Origin of the sequence: Sphingomonas sp. 2SG, from assembly GCF_005503285.1 — a bacterium.
GTDB lineage: Bacteria > Pseudomonadota > Alphaproteobacteria > Sphingomonadales > Sphingomonadaceae > Sphingomonas > Sphingomonas taxi.
The window spans coordinates 20778-40858 of sequence record NZ_SCMZ01000013.1; the positions used below are offsets into that span (position 1 = coordinate 20778).

Genomic DNA, 20081 nt, shown 5'->3' on the forward strand with positions numbered 1-20081 from the left:
ACCTAAGTCCCCGTTATGGCAGCGCACGCGCATCACGATCACCACGAGCCGCAGGGCGCAGACCTCACCAAGGCCGCGCGCGCGACGCTGGAGAAGTCCGGCGAGCAATGGACGCAGATGCGCGCCAACGTCTTCGCCGCGCTCGTCGGTTTCACCAAGCCGGCCAGCGCCTATGATATCGCGGAGGCGATGTCGAAGAGCGAGGGCCGCCGCGTCGCCGCGAACAGCATCTACCGCATCCTCGACGTCTTCGTGGCGTCCAATCTCGCGCGGAAGGTCGAAAGCTCAAACGCTTACGTGGCCAATGCGCATCCCGATTGCCTGCACGATTGTATCTTTCTGGTATGCGATTCGTGTGGACAAACGGTGCATCTCGACGACGACACGGTCACGCGTGGTGTCAGGAGTGCCGCGCAAGCTGTTGGTTTTGCACCAATTCGTCCGGTGATCGAGGTGCGCGGCAAATGCGCGGACTGCGCCTGACGTTGCGCGCGCCGACAATCGACACCCATCGTACAAGCGCGTAGACGGGTCCGATGGCCGAATTACCCGAAACGCCGCTGCTCGATACCGTCAACACACCGGAAGAGCTGCGAAAACTCCCTCCCGAGCAGTTGCGCCAGCTGGCCGACGAACTGCGGCAGGAGACGATCTCGGCGGTCGGATCGACCGGCGGCCACCTCGGTTCGGGGCTCGGCGTCGTCGAGCTGACCACCGCGATCCATTACGTCTTCGACACGCCGCGCGACCGCCTGGTGTGGGACGTCGGCCACCAATGCTATCCGCACAAGATCCTGACCGGCCGTCGCGACCGGATCCGCACGCTGCGTCAGGGCGGCGGGCTCAGCGGCTTCACCAAGCGCAGCGAGAGCGAGTACGACCCGTTCGGCGCAGCGCACAGCTCGACCTCGATCTCGGCGGCGCTCGGCTTCGCCGTGGCGAACAAGCTTGCCGGCACGCCGGGCCGCGGCATTGCGGTGATCGGCGACGGCTCGATGTCCGCGGGCATGGCCTATGAGGCGATGAACAACGCCGAACAGGCGGGCAACCGGCTGGTCGTCATCCTCAACGACAATGACATGTCGATCGCGCCGCCGGTCGGCGGCCTGTCGGCCTATCTCTCCCGCATCGTGTCGAGCCGCGAATTTCTCGGCGTCCGCGACATCCTGCGCAAGTTCGCGCGCCGCCTGCCGCGGCCCTTCTACGCCGCGGCGCGCAAGACCGACGAATTTGCCCGCGGCATGACGATGGGCGGCACCCTGTTCGAGGAGCTCGGCTTCTACTACGTCGGCCCGATCGACGGCCACAATCTCGACCATCTGATCCCGGTGCTCGAGAATGTCCGCGACGCCGAAGAAGGGCCGATCCTCGTCCATGTCGTCACCAAGAAGGGCAAGGGCTATGGCCCGGCCGAGGCGGCGGCGGACAAATATCACGGCGTCCAGAAATTCGACGTCATCACCGGCGCGCAGGCCAAGGCGCCACCGGGACCGCCGCAATATCAGAACGTCTTCGGCGATGCCTTGATCAAGGAAGGCGAGCGCGACCCGACGATCGTGGCGATCACCGCGGCGATGCCCTCGGGCACCGGCGTCGATCGTTTCGCCAAGGCGTTCCCCGATCGCGCCTTCGACGTCGGCATCGCCGAACAGCATGCGGTGACCTTCGCCGCGGGTCTCGCCGCGCAGGGAATGCGGCCGTTCTGCGCCATCTATTCGACCTTCCTCCAGCGCGCCTATGACCAGGTCGTCCACGACGTCGCGATCCAGAACCTGCCGGTGCGCTTCGCGATCGACCGCGCCGGGCTGGTCGGCGCCGACGGCGCGACGCATGCCGGGTCGTTCGACGTCACCTATCTGGCGACACTGCCCAATTTCGTCGTGATGGCGGCGGCGGACGAGGCCGAGCTGGTTCATATGACGCATACCGCCGCGTTGCACGACAGCGGTCCGATCGCGCTCCGCTACCCACGCGGCAACGGCGTCGGCGTCGACTTGCCCGCGGTGCCGCAGCGGCTCGAGATCGGCAAGGGCCGCATCGTCCGTGAGGGCAAGACCGTTGCGATCCTGTCGCTCGGCACCCGGCTGGAGGAAGCGCTCAAGGCTGCCGAAGTGCTCGAGGCCAAGGGGCTGTCGACCACCGTCGCCGACCTGCGCTTCGCCAAGCCGCTCGATGAGGCGCTGATCCGCCGCCTGCTGACCACGCATGAGGTGGCGGTGACGATCGAGGAGAATGCGGTCGGCGGCTTCGGCGCGCACGTGCTGACGCTGGCGAGCGACGAGGGGCTGATCGACGGCGGGCTCAAGCTGCGCACGATGCGCCTGCCCGACGTCTTCCAGGATCAGGACAAGCCCGAGAAGCAATATGCCGAAGCGGGCCTCGACGCCGACCATATCGTCCAGACCGTGCTCAGGACGTTGCGCCACAACAGCACCGAGGTGACCGAGGGCGCGCGCGCATGAAGGGGTGGACCGCGGTCGTCGTCATCACCGGCCTCGCGCTGGTGGTGCTGATCGGCCTCAACGTCCGCCTCTACCGCGCGATGAAGGCGGCGACGGCCAAGGGGCGCGAGCAGGAGCTGGAGGGGGGCTGAACGCCCCCGTCTCGCCCCTGTCACGATATTATGGTATGAGCGGGTCATGAAGCTGACCAAGACATCGGATGGCTATATCGTGAAGGTCCCCGACGAGGTCGTTGCCTCTTTGGGGCTCCACGACGGTGACGATGTGAGCCTGACCGTGCCGGGGGTGATAACCATCCCCGTATCCGACGCGGCACGGGATTCCGCGATCGACCGGATGAAGAAGCTCGCCAGCCCATTGCCCCCCGATTACAAATTCGACCGGGAAGAAGCCAACGCGCGCCGATGAGCGTCTTCTTCGATTCCAATGTTCTCGTCTATGCCTTCACGGGCGATCCGCGAAGCTTGGTCGCCTATCGGTTGCTGCAGCAAGGCGGCGTCGTGAGCGCACAATCGTTGAACGAACTGGCGAACGTCCTGCGCCGCAAGCAGGGTTGGGACTGGCGGAAGATCGGATTGGCGATCGAGACCGTTGTCGATCGGTGTCCTAGGCTCGTGGTGCTGGACCTCGCACTCCACCAACTCGGCGTGCGTCTGGCTGAACGCTATACCCTCTCGATCTACGACGGGATGATCGCGGCGGCAGCCGTCATTGCCGGGTGCGACATCCTCTATTCGGAAGACATGCACCACGGCCTCGTCATCAACGGGCGCGTCAGGATCGTGAACCCCTTCGCGCCCGCCTGACGCGGCAGGTCACCGGCCGAGGTAATGCGCCTGCGCCGCCTCGGTGGCGTTGATCGCGAGGATCGAACGTGCGTCGCTCGCCGGGCGCGCGCGGCCACGACTGTCGGTGCCCGCGGCGATCACCCGGTTGAGCAACTCCTGCCCCTCCTCCCACCAGCCGATGCCGCTGGCGGCGTTGAGGTGCCCCTGCGGCCCGGCATCGATGAAATGACTGCCCCATTGCGCGGCGAGGCTGTGCGCGCGGTCGATGCCGATCCACGGATCGTCGCTCGACGCGACGAGGATCGACGGGAAGGGCAGGGGAGTGCGCGGCGTCGGCGCGAAGCCGCGCAATTCGTCGGGCGCTCCGGGTCGATCGACATCGGCGGGTGCCACCAGCAATGCCCCGGCGACCGGCCAGCCATAGGGCTGCGGGCTCAGCTCCGCCCACCACGCCACCGCGAGGCAGCCGAGGCTATGTGCGGCTAGGATCACCGGCGCCTCGGCGCGGGAAATCGCCTGGTCGAGCTTGGTCACCCAGGCGTTGCGATGCGGTGTGTTCCACATGCCGAGCTCGACGCGCAGCGTGTCGGGCCGCGAATCCTCCCACAAGGTCTGCCAGTGCGACGGCCCGGAGCCGCCGAGGCCCGGCACGGTCAGGATGGTCGGTTGCACGCTTTCGAAACTGGAAAATCCGGTCATGGCTGCATCTCCCTCCGTGTGAAAGGGCGTGTCGGGCCGGGGTTCGGATCCTCCGTCCTTCCACACCAGCACTACCGAGAAGATAATCCTACTGTTCCACTAGGCAATTGCCGATGCGCCCAATCGAAGGCGGCGAGCGCCGGAGCGAAGGACCGGCGCATGCGGGGTGACGCGCGCGCCATTTCCGCGCTAGGGCGCGCGTCATGGCAAAGACCCGTGCTGACCAGATGCTCGTCGATCGCGGCCTTGCGGAATCGCGGACGCGTGCGCAGGCGCTGATCATGGCGGGGCTCGTGTTCGCCGGCACGCGCAAGGTCGACAAGCCGGGACAGGCGTTCCCCGACGACGTCGCGCTCGACGTGCGTGGGCGCGATCATCCCTGGGTATCGCGCGGCGGCATCAAGCTGGCGCACGGACTGGACCATTTCGGTTGGGCCGTCACCGATGCGGTGGCGATCGACGTCGGATCCTCGACCGGCGGCTTCACCGACGTGCTGCTCAGCCGCGGCGCGGCGCGCGTCTATGCCGTCGACAGCGGCACCAACCAGCTCGCGTGGAAGCTGCGTCAGGATCCGCGCGTCATCGTCCACGAACAGACCAGCGCCCGCATCCTCACCGACGCGCATATCCCGGAGCCCGTCGACCTGATCGTCTGCGACGCCAGTTTCATCGGTCTTGCCAAGGTGTTGGAGCGGCCGATGGGCTTCGCCCGGCCGGGCGCGCGACTGCTCGCGCTGATCAAGCCACAGTTCGAGGCGGGGCGGGCCGAGGTCGGCAAGGGCGGGGTGGTACGCGATCCGGCAGTCCGAACCCGTGTCTGCGACGAGGTCGTCGCATGGCTGTCGGCGGAAGGCTGGCCTGCGGTCGGTGTCGTCGAGAGCCCGATCACCGGGCCGGAGGGCAATGTGGAATATTTGGTCGCCGCGATACGCGATTGATCTACAATGGGAACGATCACCGATACGGGTGCTTTACGAAGGCTGCGCGGCGCGGCAAAGCAGGCGTGAACGCTGTTGAGGAGCATCGGGTGGGGGGCATCGCTTCCAAGGGACAGTTGCGGGTGTCTTTCCTGCGCTGGGCCATCTTTACCGTACCGCTGATCCTGTTGCTCGGCTTCGCCTCCGGACGAGCGGTGCCGGCGGGTGCCGACAACGGCTGGTACGTCGCGTTGCAGAAGCCGGCGCTGACCCCGCCGGGCTGGGTCTTCCCGGTCGCCTGGACCTCGCTTTACATCCTGCTCGGCCTCGCGGTGGCGATGATCCTCCATGCGCGTGGCGCACGCGGGCGGGGACTGGCTTTGACGGCCTTCGCCGTCCAGTTCGTCCTCAACCTCGCATGGACGCCGCTGTTCTTCGGGATGCATCAGGTTGGCGTCGCATTGCTGGTCATCGTCGCGATCCTGATCGTCGCGACGATCGCCACCGTGCTGTTCGGTCGCATCCGCCCGCTCGCCGCGTGGCTGATGGTGCCTTATCTGATCTGGATCAGCTTCGCCGGCGTCCTGACCTGGCGGATCGGCCAGCTCAACCCCGATGCCGAAACCCTTGTGCCGGCGGCGCATACGTCCCAGATGCTCTGACACATAGCATCGCTTTTCCGGGACCCTTCGATATGCAATCCGACAACCGCCTGTTCGACGATCTGGTGAAGCTGGTGAACGGCGCCGCCGGCACTCTGGCCGGCGTCGGCCGCGAGGCCGAATCGGGCGCGCGGGCACGGGCGCGCGAGTGGATCGGCGGTCTCGACTTCGTCAGCCGCGACGAGTTCGAGGTGGTGAAGGCGATGGCCGTCGCCGCGCGCGACGAAAACGATGCGCTCAAGGCGCGGCTCGATGCGCTGGAAGCGCGGCTCGGCGCCACCCCGACGCCGTCTGCCGATCCGGTCCCCACCGCCTGATCGACTTTTCCACAGCTTTATCGACAGTGTTGTCCACGATGGGGTTGCCTGGGCGTTTTTGCCTCGGCAGCCTTGTCGTGCGATAGAGGCGTAACGATGCTCGACCACGCTGAACACGAATCCGAACCCGACGCCCCCATCGACATGCTCGAGGCCTATTATGCCGCGCATGGCTGGGAGCACGAGCGTCACGACGACGAGATCGTCGCAACGGTGAAGGGCAGCTGGACCAGCTACGAATTGCGCGCGCTCTGGCGCGAGGACGACAGCGTCCTGCAATTCCTCGCCTTTCCCGACATCAAGGTCACCGACGATCGCCGCGCCGCGGTCTATGAGGCGATCGGCCTGGTCAACGAGCAATTGTGGATCGGCCATTTCGAGCTCTGGTCGTCCTCGGGCGTGCTGCTCTACCGCCATGCCGCGATGATCGACGGCGAGGAGGAGGGGACGATGTCGCTCGGCGCCACCGAATTGCTCGTCGAATCGGCGATCGAGGAGTGCGAGCGCTTCTATCCGGTGTTCCAGTTCGTGCTGTGGGGCGGCAAGACCCCCAAGGAGGCGCTCGCCGCCGCGCTGATCGAGACGCAGGGCGAGGCCTGATGCGGCTGCTCATGGTCGGTGCCGGCAACATGGGCGGCGCCATGCTCCGCCGCTGGCTCGCCGCCGGCCTGTCGCCCGCCGACGTCACCGTCGTCAGCCCCAGCGGTCGCGCGATGCCCGATGGCGTCCGCGTCGTCCCGGCGATCCCCGACGCGGGGGAGGGGGCGTTCGACGTCATCCTGCTCGGTCTCAAGCCGCAGCAGCTGGGCCTGTTGCGTGACGGGCCGCTCGCTCGTCATGCGCCGCGCGTGCTGGTGTCGATCCTCGCCGGTGTGGAGGAGGCGACGCTCGCCACGCTCTGCAAGGCGGGCGCGGTGGTGCGTGCGATGCCGAACCTGCCGGTCGCGATCGGCCAGGGCGTCGTCGCGCTCTTCTCCACCGCCGCGGACGATGCGACACGTGCCGAGCTGACCGAATGGATGCGGCCACTCGGCCTCGTCGAGTGGATAGCCGGCGAAGCGCAGTTCGACGACGTCACCGCGCTCGCTGGTTGCGGCCCCGGCTTCGTCTTCCGTTTCGCCGATGCGCTCGCGCAGGCGGGTGCGGCTTTGGGCCTGTCGCAGGATCAGGCGGCCCGGCTCGCGCTGGCGACGCTCGAGGGATCGGCGGCGATGGCCGCAGAGGCCGACGTCAGCCCCGCGACACTCGCCGATCGTGTCGCCAGTCCGGGCGGCTCGACCCGCGAAGGCTTGAACGTTCTCGACCGCGACGATCGCCTCGTCACGCTGCTGACCGAGACGTTGGCGGCGTCCGCGGCGCGCAACCGGGCCATGGCGGCGGCAGCGCGGGACTAGGCCGCCGCGACCGGCGCATCGAGGTCGATGTGTCTGGATCCTGGCTGGGGCGGCAGGATTCGAACCTGCGGATGGCGGCACCAAAAGCCGCTGCCTTACCACTTGGCGACGCCCCAACGAGGAGGCGGCCTTATAGCCGGGTCGGCGGGGTTGGAAAGCCCCGCCGGTACGACTTTTCGGGCCGCCCCGACGAAATTAGTCGAGCCGCTGCAACCAGCCGTGCGGGTCGGCCGCGCGACCGCGCTGGATCGCCGACAGCGCGTCGAGCATCCGCTGCGTGAGCTGACCGGTGCCGCCGCCGCCGATCGTGAACCGACCGTCGACACCGGCGACCTCGCCGATCGGCGTCACCACCGCGGCGGTCCCGCAGGCGAACGCCTCGGTCAGGCGACCGCTCGCCGCATCGGCACGCCACTGGTCGATGCCGTACAGCTCCTCGCGCACCTCGATCCCCTGGTCGCGCGCGATGCGGATGATCGAATCGCGGGTGATGCCGGGCAGGATCGTGCCGGTCAGCGGCGGCGTCACCATCGAACCGTCGTCGAACACGAAGAAGACGTTCATGCCGCCCAGTTCCTCGACCCAGCGGCGCTCGACCGCGTCGAGGAAGACGACCTGGTCGCAACCCTGACGGATCGCCTCGGACTGGGCGAGCAGGCTGGCGGCATAATTGCCGCCGCATTTCGCCTCGCCGGTGCCACCGGGCGCGGCGCGGGTATAATCCTGGCTGACCCAGATCGACACGGCGCGTGCGCCGCCCTTCCAATAGGCGCCGACCGACGAGGCGATCACCATATAGAGATAGTCGGACGACGGTTTGACGCCGAGGAACGCCTCGCTCGCGAACATGAAGGGACGCAGGTAAAGCGCGCCGCCCTCGATCTGCGGAAACCAGTCGCGCTCGGTGGCGACCAACTGCCGGCACGATTGCAGGAACAGCTCCTCGGGCAGTTCTGGCATCGCCAGCCGCCGTGCGCTGTTGTTGAAGCGGCGCGCATTGGCGTCGGGGCGGAACAGCGCGGTGCCGCCGTCGTCGAGCCGATAGGCCTTGAGCCCCTCGAAGATTTCCTGCGCATAATGGAGCACCGCAGTCGACGGGTCGACGGTGATCGGCGCGCGGGCGGTGATCGCGGCGTCGTGCCAGCCCTCCGCCTCAGTGTAGCGGATCACCGCCATATGATCGGTGAAGACGCGGCCGAAGCCCGGATCGACCAGCCGCGCGGCGCGCTCATTGGCCTCGACCGGGGTCGCGCTGCGATCGAAACGGAAGGTCGGCGCGGCGGCCGTGGAAACACGGGTCATCGATTTCTCTCAGGCATCAGGGGTTGCGGACGCGTACGGGCGAGGGCTAAACTGGTCAACATGGCTGCCACAGCTCCCTCCGCTTCCGCCCAGTTTCTCCGCGAGCCCGAATTGCGTCGCGGCATGGAACTGCTGTATTTTGGCCATAGCCATCTCACCCGCTCCGTCGATCAGGGGCTCGCAGCACAGGGATTGGGCCGCGCGCATCATCGTGCACTGTATTTCATCGCGCGCAAACCCGACCTGACGGTCAGCGAGTTGCTGGGATTGCTCGCGATCACCAAACAGTCCTTGGGCCGCGTACTCAACGAACTAACCGACCGCAAGTTGGTCGAGACCCGTCCGGGCGAACGCGACCGCCGCCAGCGTCTGCTGCGCCTGACCGAAGAGGGCGCACGGATGGAGAACGACCTGTTCGAGGCGGTGCGGATCAAGATGTCGCAGGCATACCAGACCGCCGGGCAGGATGCGGTGTCGGGCTATTGGGCGGTGCTGGAAGGCATGATCCCCGACGTCGACCTGACGCTGGTCGAGGGCCTGCGATCCTGACGGGCGGGGGGCGGCGCTCGCGCGGCGGCTTGGTCGCCGACTGCGCCAGCTACAGCGACGCCTTGACCGCGATCGCCATCATCCGGTCGAACGCCGCCTTGCGGATCGCCGCGATCGGCTCATAGGCGACCCAGCCGGCATTGTGGATCGGCATGTCGACCCGCCCGCTGACATCGACCATGATCCCTCACCCCGTCCGGCGGCGCTGCGCTCACACCCCGTCGGACGGCCTGCCGCCGGCCAGCAGGTGGCGCGCGAGCCGTTCGGCCTCGGCGGCCGTGGCGCGTACGGCCTGCGGCGTGCCGAACGCCTTGACGAGATTGGGGTACATCGCTTCCATCTCCGCCCGCCGCGCGGCATCGGGCTCGATCGCGATCACCGCGAGGCAGCGCTCGGCCAAGGCCGTCTTATTGTGTTTGAGCCACTGGCCACGAGCGACGCGGTCGGCATGTGCCTCCTCCTGGCGGCGCGGCGGATAGATCAGCACGAACCGCCCGCCATCGGCGAGCAACCGATCCATTTCCGCGCACCAGCGCGTCGCATAGCCTTCGGCCGCCTCGCCGACGAAGCGCACGATCGGGTAATCGCGAACGTCGTACAGGGTGTAGACCGGCTCCGTCATGGCATCGCCTCCGTTGATCCCGTCGCCTCTCCATCATAGATGTTGCGACGCAATGGCGGAAGTCTGGATATGAGCCCTTGCGGGTTCCGCAATTGCATTCTTCGTCGTCATGTCCGACATCGCCGGCGATGGACTGGACGGTTTCGATCACCCACCACGGCGCCGAGGCGCAGCCCGTCGTCGTCATCGACGGGTTCGCCGATGCCGCGCGCTTCCGCGACGATGCCGCCTTCCTGTCGTTCGCGCCGATCGGGCCGCATTATCCCGGCATCCGCGCCCCGGTCTCACCGCGAATGCTGCGCGATCTGCTCGCCCGGCTCGAGCCCGTCGCACAGGCGGCGTTCGGCGTCGGCGGGCTGGTGATCGCCGATGCCTTCTATTCGATCGTCACCACGCCGCCGGCGGCGCTCGCGCCGATCCAGCGCCTGCCGCATTTCGACGAAGTCTCGCCGACGCGGCTCGCGCTGCTCCACTATCTGTCGCCGGACGAGCGCAGCGGCACCGCCTTCTACCGGCATCGCAGCACCGGTTTCGAGTCGATCGACGCGACGCGGCTCGACCCGTATCGCGCCGCGCTCGACACCGACCTGCGGCGCGACGGCCTGCCCGCGGCCGGGTATATCGCGGGCGACACGCCGTTGTTCGAGCGGCTGGCGGTGCACGAGGGGCGGTTCAATCGCGCGATCCTCTATCGGTCGAACACGCTGCACTGCGCCGATTTGCCGGTGGACCTCGCCTTCGATCCCGATCCGGCGACCGGCCGGCTCACCGTCAACACCTTCCTCGACGCCACGCACTAGGGGCCTGACGTTGCACGAAAAGCACGGCGCGCTTGCCGCTCCGTGAATACGTATGTGGCCGACTTGGCTCCTAATCCCCCCGCGTTCACAAGCCGGGTAACCAGTCAGCTGATCATCCGCGATGGAGCGGGTGGGGGCATGACGCCACCAGGGGGAGGATTTCTTCGTGTCCCAGACCGAGTCTCTATACACGCGCCGCGCTCGTATCGCGCTGTGCTCCAGCACCGTCGCCATCGCCAGCGTGCTGCTGGTCACCGGCGGTGCCGCCTTCGCGCAGGAAGCGCCCAACCCGCAATCGCCCACCGCCAATCCGCCCGCCGCGGCGACGGTGCAGGCGCCGGCCCCCGCCGCCGAGCCGACCCCCAATCAGGAGGCGGCACAGACGCAGACCGTCGAGGACGCCGCCACCGACAGTGGCGAGATCGTCGTCACCGGCATTCGCGCCAGCCTCGCCAATTCGGCGAAGATCAAGCGCAACTCGACGCTGATCGTCGATAGCGTCTCGGCCGAGGACGTCGGCAAGCTGCCCGACGTCTCGATCGCCGATTCGCTCGCGCGTCTGCCCGGCGTAACTGCGCAGCGGCTCGAGGGGCGCGACCAACGCCTGTCGATCCGCGGCCTCGGCCCCGATTTCTCGACGACGCTGCTCAACGGCCGCGAACAGGTGACCGTCGGTGACAACCGCGGCGTCGAATACGATCAATATCCCTCGGAATTCTTCCGCAACGTCAACGTCTACAAGTCCGCCGACGCGTCGCTGATCGCGGCGGGCATCTCGGGCACCGTCGATTTGCGCATGCTGCGTCCGCTCGAACAATCGGGCCGCGTCTTCGCGATCAACGCCCGCGGCCAGATGAACGGCATCGACAATCTCAACCCGGATTCGTCGCGCTACGGCTATCGCGCCTCGGCGACCTATATCGACAAATTCGCGGGCGACACGCTTGGTATCGCGATCGGCGTGTCGGGGACGCAGACGCCGTCGCAGGACGAGCGCTACAATGCCTGGGGCTATCCGGGCACCGGCACCGCCGCCGACCCGTACATCCTCGGCGGCGCCAAGCCCTATGTCCAGTCGAACGAGCTGAAGCGCTACGGCGCGGTCGGCACGATCGAATGGCAGCCGTCCGAGGTGTTCCACTCGACCTTCGACGCGCTCTATTCCAATTTCGAGGAAACGCAGCGGCTGCGCGGCATCGAGTTCCCGCTCGGCTTCTCCGATCCGGTGCGCAGCGGCATCACCGTCAACAACGGCTTCGCGACGACGACGACGTTCAGCAACGTCTTCGCGGTGCAGCGCAACGACTATAACCAGCGCAAGGCGGAGAATCTGTCTCTGGGCTGGAACAACGACATCAAGCTCGGCGAGCGCCTCCACTTCAACGTCGATGCGAGCTGGAGCCGCGCGACGCGCACCGACTTCCTGCTCGAGACCAACACCGGCACCGGCTTCGCCAAGAGCGGCGTCGCCGACACGGTGACGGTCACGCAGAATGCCAACGGCACCTACCGGATCGTGCCGACGCTCGATTATACCAACACCAACATCCTGCGCCTCACCGATCCGCAGGGCTGGGGCAACAACGGCACGCAGGCGGTGGTCCAGTCGGGCTTCCTCAACCAGCCCAAGTTCAAGGACGATCTGAAGTCGCTGCGCGCCAGCCTCAACGGCGAGTTCGAGGGCAGCCTCGTGCGTAGCTGGGAGGTCGGCGGCAATTACAGCCGGCGCGAGAAGACCAGCGCCTATACCTCCTATTTCCTCTGCCCGCGGGGCGCCGGCACCGGCTGCACCGTCGCGAGCGGCACGCCGACCAGCGCCGCCGTGCCGACCGAGGCGTTGCTCGGCACCAACATTCCGCTCGACTATCTCGGCGTCCCGGCGATGCTGACCTACGACCCGCTCTACGTGTACAACAATGCGCTCAACGCCGCCTATGACAACCGGCCGTCGTCGCTGGTCCGCGACAATCGCGTCATCGAGGACGTCTATACCGGCTATGCCAAGCTGAGCCTCGACGGCGACGTCGGCGGCAAGGCGGTGAAGGGTGCGCTCGGCGTGCAGGTGGTCCGCTCCGAACAGCGTTCGGTCGGCCAGATCGCCAGCGTCGTCAACGGCGTGGTTACCGTCGCCCCGGCCGACCAGACCGAGAAATATACCAACGTCCTGCCCTCGGCGACCTTCTCGGTCGAGCTGGTCGACAATGGCTACGTCAAGCTCGGCGCGTCGCAGACGATGGTGCGTCCGCGCCTCGATCAGGAGCGCGTCACGCAGGACGTGGGGATCAACCTCACCAACATCGGTCGTACCCCGGCCGGGCTGTTCCCGGTGTTCAGCTCGACCGGCGGCAACGTCGCGCTGCGACCCTATCAGTCGACCAACATCGACCTGTCGCTAGAGAAATATTTCGACGCCGGCGGCTATGTCGCGCTGTCGGGCTATTTCAAGCACCTCACCGACTTCGTCGATCCGAACAACAGCTATGCCTATGACTTCTCGGCGCTGCTGCCGGCGCTGACCGCGGCGCAGCAGGCGCAGGTCATCGCCGCAGGCCAGACGATCGGCAACGTCAGCGCACCGGCCAACACCGGTCGCGGCGAGGTGCTCGGCGTCGAGGCGACCATCTCGCTGCCGTTCAAGGCGATCACCAGCGCGCTCGACGGCTTCGGCATCTTCGCAAGCGGCAACTACACCCAGTCGACGATCAAGTTCGCCAGCAACCCGACGCAGGCGATCACCTTGCCCGGCCTGTCCAAGTGGACCGGCAGCGGCACGATCTACTTCGAGAAATGGGGCTTCCAGGCGCGCGCCAACTATCGCTACCGCTCGGACTTCCTCGCCGAGGTCGCCGGCCTTTCGGCATCGCCGACCTACCGCACCGCCAAGTCGGAGGCGATCCTCGACGCGCAGATCGGCTATGAATTCCAGGAGGGCTTCCTCCGCGGCTTCTCGATCCTCGCGCAGGCGAAGAACCTCACCGATCGTCCGTTCATCACCTATCAGAACGACGATCCGCGCCAGGTGATCGATTACCAGCGCTATGGCCGCGATTATTATATCGGCGTCACCTACAAATTCTGACGCCGACCTCCATTCCTCCCCGGAACCTTGGGCTGTCGTCTTGTGACGGCAGCCCTTTTTGTCGATAGGCCAAGGGCATGACAGCATCCGTCACCACGATCGTGATCGCCGGCGGCGGCACCGCCGGCTGGATGGCGGCGGCGGCGCTGGGCGGGTTTCTCGAGACCGGCTATCGCATCCGCCTGATCGAATCCGACGACATCGGTACGGTTGGCGTCGGCGAGGCGACGATCCCGCAGATCCGCCTGTTCAATCAGGCGCTCGGCCTCGACGAAGATGCCTTCCTGCGCGCCACCGGCGGCACGTTCAAGCTCGGCATCGCCTTCGACGGCTGGCGCGAGCCCGGCCATAGCTACATGCACGCCTTCGGCGACGTCGGCCGCGACGTCGGGCTGATCGCCTTCCAGCATTACTGGCTGCGCGCGCGCCGGCTCGGCCTCGCCAAGCCGCTCGACGCTTATTGCCTCAACGAGGTGGCCGCGCGCGCCGGGCGGATGCATCGCGGCGGGCCGCTCACCGCGGCGACCATCCCGGCGATGCCTTATGCCTTCCATTTCGATGCGGGCCTCTATGCCGCCTACCTCCGCCGGTTCGCGGTCAATCGCGGCGTCGAGCGGACGGAGGGGAGGATCGCCGGCGTCGAACGCGATCCCCTGACCGGCGACGTCGCCGCGCTGACGCTCGACTCCGGCGAGCGTGTCGCCGGCGACCTGTTCCTCGATTGCACCGGTTTCCGCGGCCTGCTGATCGAGGGGGCGCTCGCAACCGGTTACGAGGACTGGCGCCATTGGCTGCCCTGCGACCGTGCGATCGCGGTGCCGAGCGCCACTGTCGGCGCGCCCTTGCCCTATACCCGTGCGATCGCGCGCGAGGCGGGCTGGCAATGGCGAATCCCGCTCCAGCATCGCACCGGCAACGGCCACGTCTATTGCAGCGCCTTCACCAGCGACGAGGCCGCGGCCGACACGTTGCTCGCCACTATCGAGGGCGAGGCGCAGGGCGATCCGCGCCAGCTCCGCTTCGTCACCGGCCGCCGCAAGCGCGCCTGGAGCCACAATGTCGTCGCGATGGGGCTGGCGAGCGGCTTCCTCGAACCGCTCGAATCGACCAGCATCCACCTCATCCAGTCGGCGATCGCGCGGCTCGTCAAGCTGCTGCCCGCGCTGCCCGTCGCCCCCGCCTTGCGCGACGAATACAATCGCCAGACCGGGGTGGAGATCGAGCGCATCCGCGACTTCCTGATCCTCCATTATTGGGCGAACGGCCGCGACGAACCCTTCTGGCAGGCGTGCCGGGCGATGGACCTGCCCGATACGCTGCGCGCCAAGATCGCGCTCTGGCAGGAGGCGGGGACGATCGTCCGCGAACAGGAGGAATTGTTCACCGAGGACGGCTGGTTGCAGGTGCTGGCCGGGCAGGGGGTGGCGGCACGCGCGCATCACCCGCTCGCCGACCAGATCGACGACGGCGACCTCGGCGAATATATGGAGACGCTGGAACTGCTCTACCGCCGCGAGGCGGGTGCGATGCCGACGCACGCGGCGTTCGTCGCCCAGCATTGCAAGGCGCGGTGACTGTAAGGAAGAAGGTTCTGGTTCGCGCAAAGACGCGAAGACGCAAAGGTGTCGCGCCCGGGGCAGTGCGTGGTCCTGTCTACCTCATGGCGTGAAAGGACGGGCCGCGGCCGCGGCAGGCGCTCCCCCTTTGCGTCTCTGCGTCTCTGCGCGAACTATTCTTTGCCGGGTTTGAAAAGGCACGAACGTCCGGGCGAGAACGCCCCTTTCTCCGTTCGCCCTGAGCCTGTCGAAGGGCAGGTGAGTCTCACGGTGCTTCGACGGGCTCAGCACCAACGGTATGGATGCTCACGTCGATCCCCGCACGATCAGCCGCGGCTGCAACAGCGCGGTATCGGTCGGTTCGTCGGCGATGCGGCGCAGCAAGGTGTCGACCAGCACCTCGCCCGCGCGGCGATAGTCCTGCGCGATCGTCGTCAGCGGCGGCTGCGTCGTCGCGGCGGCGGGGATGTCGTCGAAGCCGACGATCGCGACATCCTCGGGCACGCGCCGCCCGGCCTCGGTCAGCGCGCGCATCGCGCCGAGCGCGATGATGTCGGAGGCCGCGAACAGCGCGTCGAACGGAATGTCGCGCGCCAGCAACCGCTTCGTCGCCTCATAGCCCGAATGTTCGACGGTCAGCGCATCGGCGTGCAGGCCGGGATCGACCGGCAGGCCGTGCGCGCGCAACACGGCGCACAGCCCGCGATAGCGGTCGCGGAATTCGGGATAATGATCGTCGGCATGGCCGATGAAGCCGATCCGCCGGCGGCCGCGGTCGACCAGATGCTCGGCGGCGATCCGCCCGCCCGCGATATTGTCGCAGCCGATCGTCACGCCGAGATTGTGGCTGTCGACCGAGCCCCAGCGCACGAAATGCGTCCCCTGCGCGACCAGCGCCTCCAGCCGCGCCTTGTACAGTTCGTAATCGCCATAGCCGAGCAGGATGATCCCGTCCGCCTTGCGGCTGTCCTCGTAATCGGTGTGCCAGTCGGCGGAGAGCTGCTGGAACGAGCTGAGCAGATCATAGCCGCGCGCCGCGCAGGTGCGCAGGATCGATCCCAGCATCGACAGGAAGAAGGGGTTGATGAAGCTGCCGTCGTCGAGCGGGTCCTCGAAGAACAGCAGCGCCAGCGTCATGCTCTGCCCCCGCCGCAGCGACGAGGCGTTCTTGTCGACCTTGTAGTTAAGCTGGCGGGCGATCGCCTCGATCCGCATGCGCGTCGCCGCGCTCACCGTGCGGTCGCCGCGCAACGCGCGGCTGACGGTCGGTTGCGACACGCCGGCGCGTGCGGCGATGTCGAAGGAGGTCGGCTTGTCGCTCGCTCCGCCTGGTCCCCGTCCTTTGCTCTTCACGGCCATGAGGGCAATCTACATCAGTGCGACGGGGCGGGATAGCGTCAGTGAATACGTATGCCCTATACTTGGCTTGGCGCGTCCGCGTCCGCACAACGGCCCCGGATGCGGCCGGCGATGGATCGGGTGCACGACGATGCCGGGGGATGCATGCTGAAGCTCGCCACACGAACCGCGACCGCGCTCGCGCTGCTGTTCGCGGCCCCCGCCGTGTCCGCGCAGACCGCCGATTATCGCGCGCGGTTGCCGCAGGACGAGGTGATCTATTTCCTGCTCCCCGACCGGTTCGAGAATGGCGACACCGCCAACGATCGCGGCGGCCTGAAGGGCGGGCCGCTCGTCACCGGCTTCGATCCGACGGCGAAAGGCTTCTATCACGGCGGCGACCTCAAGGGGCTGACGCGGCGGCTCGACTATATCCAGTCGCTCGGCGCGACGGCCCTTTGGGTCGGGCCGATCTTCAAGAACAAGCCGGTACAGGGCGGCCCCGGCCAGCAATCGGCGGGCTATCACGGCTATTGGATCACCGACTTCACGCAGGTCGATCCGCATCTCGGCACCAACGCCGACTTCGCCGCTCTGGTCGCGGCGGCGCATGCGCGCGGGATGAAGGTCTATATGGACATCATCATCAACCACACCGCCGACGTGATCCAGTATCGCGAATGCCAGGCAAAGCGCGAATGCCCGTATCGCAGCCGCGCCGATTATCCCTATCAGCGCCGGCTCGGCATCACCGGCAAGCCGATCAATCCGGGTTTCGCCGGCGACGACGTCCGCACGCCGGAGAATTTCGCGCGCCTGACCGATCCGGCCTATGCCTATACGCCCTTCGTCCCCGCCGCCGAAAAGGCGGTGAAGGTGCCGGCATGGCTCAACGACGTCACGCTCTACCACAATCGCGGCGACACGACCTATCGCAACGAAAGTTCGACGGTGGGCGATTTCGTCGGCCTCGACGATCTGATGACCGAGAATCCGAAGGTCGTCGCGGGGATGATCGACATCTTCGGCGGCTGGATCGACCGGTTCGGGATCGACGGCTTCCGCATCGACACCGCCCGCCACGTCAACCCGGAATTCTGGACCGAATTCGTCCCCGCCATGCAGGCGCGCGCGAAGGCGAAGGGCATTCCCAATTTCCACATCTTCGGCGAGGTGTCGGATCACGAGGTGCGGCCGGCGGTGCTCGCGCAGCATACGATCGTCGACAAACTGCCCGCGGTGCTCGACTTCTCCTTCCGGCAGGCGGTGGTCGAGACGGTCGCCGGCACGCGTGGCACCGATGCGTTCGAGGCCCTATTCGACGGCGATGCGCTCTATGCCAAGGGCTTCGACACCGCGGTGCAATTGCCGACCTTCACCGGCAATCACGACGACGGCCGCTTCTCGACCTTCGTCCGCAAGGCCTTCCCGCAGGCGAGCGATGCCGAGGTGATGGCGCGCGTCATGCTGTCCAACGCGATGCTGCTGACGCTGCGCGGCGTACCGACGATCTATTCGGGCGACGAACAGGGGTTCGTCAGCGACGGCAACGATCAGGATGCGCGCGAGGACATGTTCGCAAGCAAGGTCGCGGTCTATAACGACAACCGCCTGCTCGGCACCGACACCACCAACGCGACGGCGCATTTCGGGCAGGACAATCCGCTGTTCCGGCAAACCGCCGCGCTGGCGAAGCTGCGTCTGACCACCCCGGCGCTCACCCGCGGTCGCCAGCAGCTGCGCGCACGAGAGGAGACGCCGGGCCTGCTCGCCATCTCGCGTTTCGATCCGGACAGCGGCGCGGAGGTGCTGCTCGCCTTCAACACCGCGACGACGCCGCTCACCCGTCAGGTCGAGGTCGGCATCGGCGCGACCGGCGCGACCACGCTCTCCGGCAGCGGCTGCGGTGCGGTCGCCGCGCCCGGCAGCCTGACGATCACGCTTCCTCCCCTCGGCTATGCCGTCTGTGCCCTGAAGGCGACCCAATGACCCTGACTGACCGCCCGTGGTGGCACGGCGCGACCATCTACCAGATCTATCCGCGCAGTTTCGCGGACTCCAACGGCGACGGTATCGGCGATCTGCCGGGCATCACCGCGCATCTCGATCACGTCGCCAGCCTTGGCGTCGAGGCGATCTGGCTCTCGCCCTTCTTCCGCTCGCCGATGGCCGATTTCGGCTATGACGTGTCGGACTATTGCGACGTCGATCCGATCTTCGGCACGATCGCCGATTTCGACGCATTGGTCGTGCGCGCGCATGCACTGGGTCTCAAGGTGATCGTCGATCAGGTCTGGGCGCATACCAGCGACCAGCATCCCTGGTTCGTCGAGAGCCGGTCGAGCCGCGACAATCCCAAGGCCGACTGGTACGTCTGGCGCGATCCGCAGCCCGAGGGGTCGCCTCCGAACAATTGGCAATCGGTGTTCGGCGGTCCGGCCTGGACCTGGGACGCGCGCCGCGGCCAATATTACATGCACAATTTCCTGAAGGAACAGCCGCAGGTCAACGGCCACCATCCGGCGGTGCAACAGGCGTTCCTCGACGTCGCCCGCTTCTGGCTGGAGCGCGGCGTCGACGGTTTCCGCATCGACGCGATCAACTTCATGATGTTCGATCCCGATCTGCGCGATAATCCGCCCGCGCCGCTCGACGACGGCATTCCGCGCACGCGTCCGTTCGATTTCCAGCTGCACCAATACAATCAGAGCCACGACGCCATTCCCGGCTTTCTGGAGCGCGTGCGGGCTTTGTTCGACAGCTATGACGCGCGCTTCACCGTCGCCGAGGTCGGCGGTGCGGACAGCGATCGCGAGATGAAGCTGTTCACCGCGGAAGGGCGCCGCCTGCACAGCGCTTATGGCTTCGACTTCCTCTATGCGCCGACGCTGACGCCGGGGATCGTCGCGGAGGCGATCGACAAATGGCCCGAGCAGGACGGCGTCGGCTGGCCGAGCTGGGCGTTCGAGAATCACGACGCGCCGCGCGCGATCTCGCGCTGGGCGGGGCAGGGCGATCCTCGCGCCTTTGCGCGGATGAAGATGCTGCTGCTGGCCAGCCTGCGCGGCAATATCTTCCTCTACTACGGCGAGGAATTGGGACTGACTCAGGTCGCGGTGCCGTTCGAGGATCTTCAGGACCCCGAGGCGATCGCCAATTGGCCGCAGACGCTGTCGCGCGACGGCGCGCGCACGCCGATGGCGTGGCGCAGCGATGCCGCCAATCTGGGCTTCTCGACCGCCCGGCCGTGGCTGCCGGTCGGTGCCGATCATGCCGCGCTGGCGGTCGACCGGCAGGAGCGCGATCCGCATGCCCTGCTGCACTGGACGCGCGAAACGCTGGCGCTGCGCAAGCGGCATCCCGCGCTGCTGACCGGCGACATTCGCGTCGTCGCGGCGGACGCGGCGATGCTCGCGATCGAACGCCGCGCATCGGACGAGACGATGCTCTGCGTCTTCAACCTGTCGCCCGAGCCGCAGCGCTGGTCGCCCGAGCAGCCAGATGCGTGGCGGCCGGTCGTCGAAAACGCGACGCAGGGCTGGCATTTCGACGGATATGGCGCACTGATCGCCACCAAAATGGGAGAGGCATGATGA

General features: G+C 67.1%; 21 protein-coding genes and 1 tRNA gene. 16 read left to right on the forward strand and 6 right to left on the reverse strand.

Translation table 11 applies throughout. The features are described 5' to 3' along the window. Nucleotides 1-15 precede the first annotated feature (15 nt). Genes FFS23_RS07520 through FFS23_RS07535 form a run of 5 tightly spaced genes read left to right on the forward strand, consistent with a single transcriptional unit; the run spans nt 16 to nt 3268 of the window. Complete coding sequence (locus tag FFS23_RS07520; RefSeq protein ID WP_038658829.1) at nt 16-483, forward strand: Fur family transcriptional regulator; 468 nt, start codon at nt 16-18, stop codon at nt 481-483. Nucleotides 484-536: 53 nt separating this feature from the next. Next, the gene (dxs, locus tag FFS23_RS07525) at nt 537-2462 is read left to right on the forward strand and encodes a 1-deoxy-D-xylulose-5-phosphate synthase (RefSeq protein WP_137898106.1); all 1926 of its coding nucleotides are present in this window, start codon (nt 537-539) and stop codon (nt 2460-2462) included. Next, nucleotides 2459-2593: a hypothetical protein gene (locus FFS23_RS20580; RefSeq protein ID WP_283214447.1), complete on the forward strand. Its 135-nt coding sequence runs from the start codon at nt 2459-2461 to the stop codon at nt 2591-2593. Before dxs ends, FFS23_RS20580 begins: the two co-directional genes overlap by 4 nt. A 46-nt stretch (nt 2594-2639) precedes the next feature. Then, nucleotides 2640-2870, forward strand: coding sequence for a hypothetical protein (locus tag FFS23_RS07530; RefSeq protein WP_137898107.1), 231 nt, complete (start codon nt 2640-2642; stop codon nt 2868-2870). Beyond that, nucleotides 2867-3268 carry a PIN domain-containing protein gene (locus FFS23_RS07535; protein ID WP_137898108.1) on the forward strand — a complete coding sequence of 134 codons (402 nt, stop codon included), beginning with the start codon at nt 2867-2869 and terminating at the stop codon, nt 3266-3268. Before FFS23_RS07530 ends, FFS23_RS07535 begins: the two co-directional genes overlap by 4 nt. Nucleotides 3269-3277: 9 nt before the next feature. On the opposite strand, the gene FFS23_RS07540 is transcribed toward FFS23_RS07535, so the two are convergent. Next, the gene (locus tag FFS23_RS07540; protein ID WP_038658841.1) at nt 3278-3949 is read right to left on the reverse strand and encodes an RBBP9/YdeN family alpha/beta hydrolase; all 672 of its coding nucleotides are present in this window, start codon (nt 3947-3949) and stop codon (nt 3278-3280) included. Between the two features lie 203 nt (nt 3950-4152). Between FFS23_RS07540 and FFS23_RS07545 the strand changes: the two genes are divergently transcribed. The 5 genes from FFS23_RS07545 to FFS23_RS07565 all read left to right on the forward strand — a co-directional run bounded on the left by FFS23_RS07545 (nt 4153) and on the right by FFS23_RS07565 (nt 7239). Further along, entirely contained in the window at nt 4153-4887 is a 735-nt protein-coding gene (locus FFS23_RS07545; protein ID WP_137898109.1) for a TlyA family RNA methyltransferase, read from the forward strand. A gap of 89 nt (nt 4888-4976) precedes the next feature. Continuing rightward, nucleotides 4977-5528, forward strand: a complete 552-nt coding sequence (locus FFS23_RS07550; RefSeq protein ID WP_171009414.1) for a TspO/MBR family protein — start codon at nt 4977-4979, stop codon at nt 5526-5528. 32 nt (nt 5529-5560) lie between these two features. Then, complete coding sequence (locus FFS23_RS07555) at nt 5561-5845, forward strand: accessory factor UbiK family protein (RefSeq protein WP_038658846.1); 285 nt, start codon at nt 5561-5563, stop codon at nt 5843-5845. A gap of 96 nt (nt 5846-5941) precedes the next feature. Then, complete coding sequence (locus FFS23_RS07560; protein ID WP_038658848.1) at nt 5942-6445, forward strand: type III secretion system chaperone family protein; 504 nt, start codon at nt 5942-5944, stop codon at nt 6443-6445. Further along, the gene (locus FFS23_RS07565) at nt 6445-7239 is read left to right on the forward strand and encodes a pyrroline-5-carboxylate reductase family protein (RefSeq protein WP_137898110.1); all 795 of its coding nucleotides are present in this window, start codon (nt 6445-6447) and stop codon (nt 7237-7239) included. The genes FFS23_RS07560 and FFS23_RS07565 overlap by 1 nt, the downstream gene beginning before the upstream one ends. 41 nt (nt 7240-7280) lie before the next feature. On the opposite strand, the gene FFS23_RS07570 is transcribed toward FFS23_RS07565, so the two are convergent. Then, nucleotides 7281-7355: transfer RNA gene (locus tag FFS23_RS07570), tRNA-Gln, on the reverse strand. A gap of 79 nt (nt 7356-7434) precedes the next feature. Beyond that, nucleotides 7435-8541, reverse strand: coding sequence for a branched-chain amino acid aminotransferase (locus tag FFS23_RS07575; RefSeq protein WP_137898111.1), 1107 nt, complete (start codon nt 8539-8541; stop codon nt 7435-7437). Nucleotides 8542-8601: 60 nt separating this feature from the next. Here FFS23_RS07575 and FFS23_RS07580 point away from each other — a divergent pair, with 60 nt between their 5' ends. Then, nucleotides 8602-9090 carry a MarR family transcriptional regulator gene (locus tag FFS23_RS07580; RefSeq protein ID WP_038658858.1) on the forward strand — a complete coding sequence of 163 codons (489 nt, stop codon included), beginning with the start codon at nt 8602-8604 and terminating at the stop codon, nt 9088-9090. Nucleotides 9091-9139: 49 nt separating this feature from the next. Here FFS23_RS07580 and FFS23_RS20585 read toward each other — a convergent pair whose 3' ends face one another. Beyond that, on the reverse strand, nt 9140-9271 hold the full coding sequence (locus tag FFS23_RS20585) for a hypothetical protein (RefSeq protein ID WP_283214448.1): 132 nt from the start codon (nt 9269-9271) through the stop codon (nt 9140-9142). A gap of 30 nt (nt 9272-9301) precedes the next feature. Then, a complete protein-coding gene (locus FFS23_RS07585; protein WP_137898112.1) occupies nt 9302-9712 on the reverse strand; it encodes a GntR family transcriptional regulator in 411 nt (136 codons plus the stop codon). Between the two features lie 128 nt (nt 9713-9840). On the opposite strand from FFS23_RS07585, the gene FFS23_RS07590 reads away from it, so the two are divergent. The 3 genes from FFS23_RS07590 (at nt 9841) to FFS23_RS07600 (ending at nt 15165) form a co-directional block, all read left to right on the forward strand. Next, the gene (locus tag FFS23_RS07590) at nt 9841-10512 is read left to right on the forward strand and encodes a DUF6445 family protein (protein ID WP_137898113.1); all 672 of its coding nucleotides are present in this window, start codon (nt 9841-9843) and stop codon (nt 10510-10512) included. 166 nt (nt 10513-10678) lie between these two features. Next, entirely contained in the window at nt 10679-13591 is a 2913-nt protein-coding gene (locus FFS23_RS07595) for a TonB-dependent receptor (protein ID WP_137898114.1), read from the forward strand. A gap of 77 nt (nt 13592-13668) precedes the next feature. Beyond that, nucleotides 13669-15165, forward strand: coding sequence for a tryptophan halogenase family protein (locus FFS23_RS07600; RefSeq protein ID WP_137898115.1), 1497 nt, complete (start codon nt 13669-13671; stop codon nt 15163-15165). Between the two features lie 288 nt (nt 15166-15453). On the opposite strand, the gene FFS23_RS07605 is transcribed toward FFS23_RS07600, so the two are convergent. After that, the gene (locus tag FFS23_RS07605; RefSeq protein WP_137898116.1) at nt 15454-16506 is read right to left on the reverse strand and encodes a LacI family DNA-binding transcriptional regulator; all 1053 of its coding nucleotides are present in this window, start codon (nt 16504-16506) and stop codon (nt 15454-15456) included. A gap of 144 nt (nt 16507-16650) precedes the next feature. On the opposite strand from FFS23_RS07605, the gene FFS23_RS07610 reads away from it, so the two are divergent. Together FFS23_RS07610 and FFS23_RS07615 are read left to right on the forward strand one after the other, a co-directional pair. Continuing rightward, complete coding sequence (locus FFS23_RS07610; RefSeq protein WP_137898117.1) at nt 16651-18474, forward strand: alpha-amylase family glycosyl hydrolase; 1824 nt, start codon at nt 16651-16653, stop codon at nt 18472-18474. Then, a complete protein-coding gene (locus tag FFS23_RS07615; protein ID WP_137898118.1) occupies nt 18471-20078 on the forward strand; it encodes an alpha-glucosidase in 1608 nt (535 codons plus the stop codon). The genes FFS23_RS07610 and FFS23_RS07615 overlap by 4 nt, the downstream gene beginning before the upstream one ends. Nucleotides 20079-20081 lie beyond the last annotated feature (3 nt).

Excerpts from the sequence above, each read along its gene's own strand:
- FFS23_RS07530 (WP_137898107.1), top strand. The coding sequence starts at position 2,640 with ATGAAGCTGACCAAGACATCGGATGGCTATATCGTGAAGGTCCCCGAC.
- FFS23_RS07535 (WP_137898108.1), top strand. The coding sequence starts at position 2,867 with ATGAGCGTCTTCTTCGATTCCAATGTTCTCGTCTATGCCTTCACGGGC.
- FFS23_RS07605 (WP_137898116.1), bottom strand. The coding sequence starts at position 16,506 with ATGGCCGTGAAGAGCAAAGGACGGGGACCAGGCGGAGCGAGCGACAAG.
- FFS23_RS07545 (WP_137898109.1), top strand. The coding sequence starts at position 4,153 with ATGGCAAAGACCCGTGCTGACCAGATGCTCGTCGATCGCGGCCTTGCG.
- FFS23_RS07560 (WP_038658848.1), top strand. The coding sequence starts at position 5,942 with ATGCTCGACCACGCTGAACACGAATCCGAACCCGACGCCCCCATCGAC.
- FFS23_RS07585 (WP_137898112.1), bottom strand. The coding sequence starts at position 9,712 with ATGACGGAGCCGGTCTACACCCTGTACGACGTTCGCGATTACCCGATC.
- FFS23_RS20580 (WP_283214447.1), top strand. The coding sequence starts at position 2,459 with ATGAAGGGGTGGACCGCGGTCGTCGTCATCACCGGCCTCGCGCTGGTG.
- dxs (WP_137898106.1), top strand. The coding sequence starts at position 537 with ATGGCCGAATTACCCGAAACGCCGCTGCTCGATACCGTCAACACACCG.
- FFS23_RS07575 (WP_137898111.1), bottom strand. The coding sequence starts at position 8,541 with ATGACCCGTGTTTCCACGGCCGCCGCGCCGACCTTCCGTTTCGATCGC.
- FFS23_RS07600 (WP_137898115.1), top strand. The coding sequence starts at position 13,669 with ATGACAGCATCCGTCACCACGATCGTGATCGCCGGCGGCGGCACCGCC.
- FFS23_RS07590 (WP_137898113.1), top strand. The coding sequence starts at position 9,841 with ATGGACTGGACGGTTTCGATCACCCACCACGGCGCCGAGGCGCAGCCC.
- FFS23_RS07610 (WP_137898117.1), top strand. The coding sequence starts at position 16,651 with ATGCTGAAGCTCGCCACACGAACCGCGACCGCGCTCGCGCTGCTGTTC.
- FFS23_RS07540 (WP_038658841.1), bottom strand. The coding sequence starts at position 3,949 with ATGACCGGATTTTCCAGTTTCGAAAGCGTGCAACCGACCATCCTGACC.
- FFS23_RS07580 (WP_038658858.1), top strand. The coding sequence starts at position 8,602 with ATGGCTGCCACAGCTCCCTCCGCTTCCGCCCAGTTTCTCCGCGAGCCC.
- FFS23_RS07555 (WP_038658846.1), top strand. The coding sequence starts at position 5,561 with ATGCAATCCGACAACCGCCTGTTCGACGATCTGGTGAAGCTGGTGAAC.
- FFS23_RS07520 (WP_038658829.1), top strand. The coding sequence starts at position 16 with ATGGCAGCGCACGCGCATCACGATCACCACGAGCCGCAGGGCGCAGAC.
- FFS23_RS07615 (WP_137898118.1), top strand. The coding sequence starts at position 18,471 with ATGACCCTGACTGACCGCCCGTGGTGGCACGGCGCGACCATCTACCAG.
- FFS23_RS07565 (WP_137898110.1), top strand. The coding sequence starts at position 6,445 with ATGCGGCTGCTCATGGTCGGTGCCGGCAACATGGGCGGCGCCATGCTC.
- FFS23_RS20585 (WP_283214448.1), bottom strand. The coding sequence starts at position 9,271 with ATGGTCGATGTCAGCGGGCGGGTCGACATGCCGATCCACAATGCCGGC.